We start from the raw sequence: 2,306 nt of genomic DNA on the forward strand, positions 1-2,306 counted from the left end.
CCGTGGGTGGAGGGGTAGGTGATCATGATCGCCGACAGGGCGTCGCCGTGCCGGTCGGCCTTGGCGCGCAGGTCGTCGGTGTCGATGTTGCCGAGCGCGTCGCACTCGACCACCACGACCTTGAGGCCCACCATGGCCGCGGAGGCCGGGTTGGTACCGTGGGCCGAGCTGGGGATCAGGCAGACGTCGCGGTGGCCCTCGCCGATGGCGGCCTGGTAGCGACGGATCGCCACCAGGCCGGCGTACTCGCCCTGGGCGCCGGAGTTGGGCTGCATGGCGATGTGGTCGTAGCCGGTGATCTCCTCCAGGAAGGCGGCCAGCTCGCCGATCATCTGCCGGTAGCCGGCCACCTGGTCGCGGGGCGCGAAGGGGTGGAGGCGCGCGAACTCCGGCCAGGTGATGGGGATCATCTCGCTGGTGGCGTTGAGCTTCATGGTGCACGAGCCCAGCGGGATCATGGCGTGGGTCAGCGACAGGTCCCGGTTCTCCAGGCGCTTGAGGTAGCGCAGCATCTCGGTCTCGCTGCGGTAGCGACGGAAGGTGGGGTGGGTCAGGAAGTCGCTCTGGCGCCGGCAGGCCACGGGAATGCCGCTGGTGCCGGCCGCGACCACGCGGTCGTCGAGCTCACGCACCGAGAGGCCGTGCTCCTCGCCCAGCAGCACGTCGAACAGCACGTCCAGGTCGTGGGCGGTGGTGGTCTCGTCGAGACTCACGCCCACGTCGCCATTGGCGAAATAGCGCAGGTTGATCTCGTGGGTCATGGCCCGGCCATGCAGCTTGCCGGCGTCCACGCCGGTCAGGCGCAGGGTGTCGAACCAGCTGGCGTGGGCGAGGCCGACGCCCCTGGCCTTGAGCCCCTCGGCGAGGAGGGTGGTCAGGCGATGGATGCGCGAGGCGATGGTGGTGAGCCCCTCGGCACCGTGGTAGACGGCATAGAAGCCGGCGATGTTGGCCAGCAGCGCCTGGGCGGTGCAGATGTTGGAGGTCGCCTTCTCGCGGCGGATGTGCTGCTCGCGGGTCTGCATGGCCATGCGCAGCGCCGTGTTGCCGCGGCTGTCCCGGGAGACGCCGATGAGGCGGCCGGGGAGCGAGCGCTTGAGCTTGTCGGTGGTGGCGAAGAAGGCGGCATGGGGGCCGCCGTAGCCCATGGGCACGCCGAAGCGCTGCGAGGAGCCGACCACGATGTCGGCGCCCAGGGCGCCGGGCTCGGCGAGCAGCACCAGGCTCATGAGGTCGGCGGCCACGCAGGTCATCACGCCGCGCTTGCCGGCACCGGCGAGCAGCGGCGCCAGGTCGCGGACCCGGCCGCCGTCCCCCGGGTACTGCAGCAGGGCGCCGAAGACGTCGGCCTCGGCCAGTGCCTCGGCGGGGGCCACGATCAACTCGAAGCCGAAGTAGGCCGCGCGGGTGCGCACCACGTCGAGGGTCTGGGGCAGGACGTCATCGGCGACGAAGAAGGCATCGCTCTTCGACTTGCGGTTGGCGCGATGGCACAGCGCCATGGCCTCGGCCGCCGCGGTGGCCTCGTCGAGCAGCGAGGCGTTGGCCAGTGCCATGCCGGTGAGGTCCATGACCATCTGCTGGAAGTTGAGCAGGCCTTCCAGGCGGCCCTGGGCGATCTCCGGCTGGTAGGGGGTGTAGGCGGTGTACCAGCCCGGGTTCTCCAGCACGTTGCGCTGGATCACCGCCGGCAGGTGGGTGTCGTGGTAGCCCTGGCCGATATAGCTCTTGAACACCTTGTTCTGGCGCGCCAGGCGCTTCAGGTAGTCCAGCGCCTCGGCCTCGCTGCGGGGGGCGTCCAGGGCCAGGGCACGGTCGAGGCGGATATCGGCCGGCACGGTACGCTCGATGAGCGTCTCCATGCTGTCCAGGTCCAGGGTGGCCAGCATGGCGGCGACGTCATCGGCGTTCGGACCATTATGGCGTTGCAGGAAGTCGTCGTGTGCGGCCAGCTCGGCCAGGCGGCGGTTGTCGAGAGCCATGGAACACCCTATGTGTCTGGACCTGCCGGATCGGCGGCGGTCGGCGAAAAGCGTCCCCGGCCGGGGTGGCCGGGGGGGCGGAGGTCGGCGATAGCGGGATCAGTCGTCGGCGTCGGCCACGGCCTGGTAGCCGTCGGCGTCGAGCAGGGCATCGAGGGCGGCGGCATCGGTGATGCGCACCTTCATGATCCAGCCATCCTCATAGGGCGACTCGTTGACGCTCTCCGGGGCGTCCTCGAGGGCCTCGTTGACCTCGACGATCTCGCCGGCCACCGGGGCATAGAGGTCGGAGGCGGCCTTGACCGACTCGATGACGCCGAACTC

At 70.1% G+C, this 2,306-nt stretch carries 2 protein-coding genes; both read right to left on the reverse strand.

The window, feature by feature from the left end; genetic code table 11:
* Positions 1–1,982, reverse strand: a 1,982-nt coding sequence (gcvP, locus tag CR157_RS21920; RefSeq protein WP_110285639.1) for an aminomethyl-transferring glycine dehydrogenase, incomplete at its 3' end; no start/stop codon positions are given.
* A gap of 99 nt (positions 1,983–2,081) precedes the next feature.
* The coding region (locus CR157_RS21925) for a glycine cleavage system protein H (RefSeq protein ID WP_373681031.1) at positions 2,082–2,306 on the reverse strand (225 nt) is incomplete at its 5' end.

Source organism: Halomonas sp. LBP4, from assembly GCF_003202205.1.
In the GTDB taxonomy this organism is placed as follows: Bacteria; Pseudomonadota; Gammaproteobacteria; order Pseudomonadales; family Halomonadaceae; genus Halomonas; species Halomonas flagellata.